Source organism: Herbaspirillum sp. C7C8 (assembly GCF_022627875.1).
In the GTDB taxonomy this organism is placed as follows: Bacteria; Pseudomonadota; Gammaproteobacteria; order Burkholderiales; family Burkholderiaceae_D; genus Herbaspirillum.
In genome coordinates, this window is record NZ_JABXGG010000087.1 from 1 (window position 1) to 247 (window position 247).

Annotated in this window: 1 protein-coding gene; it reads right to left on the bottom strand. The window is 63.2% G+C overall.

The genetic code is table 11. From position 1 onward, the window contains the following. Nucleotides 1-247: MFS transporter (locus tag HWE01_RS22755; protein WP_241822973.1), on the bottom strand; the 247-nt coding region annotated here is incomplete at both ends.

The following is a 247-nucleotide window of genomic DNA, read 5'->3' on the forward strand; positions in this document are numbered from 1 at the left end:
ACTCCACGGTAACCATCACCGGCCCGCTTTCCTTGTCCGTGTCATCGCTCAGCAACGGCACCGGCCAGTGCAGCGACGGTGTCAGCTCTTCGGCTTCGGTTTCTGGCAGGGTCACCTTGCTGGTCAGCAACGTACCCAGCGCCAGGCCACCTGCAGCCAGGAGCAGGCTCAGGGTGATCGATGCATGGCTGGCCAGCGTGCCCCACAGCAACCCGCCACAAGCCATGGCACCGAAGAAGATCAGGAT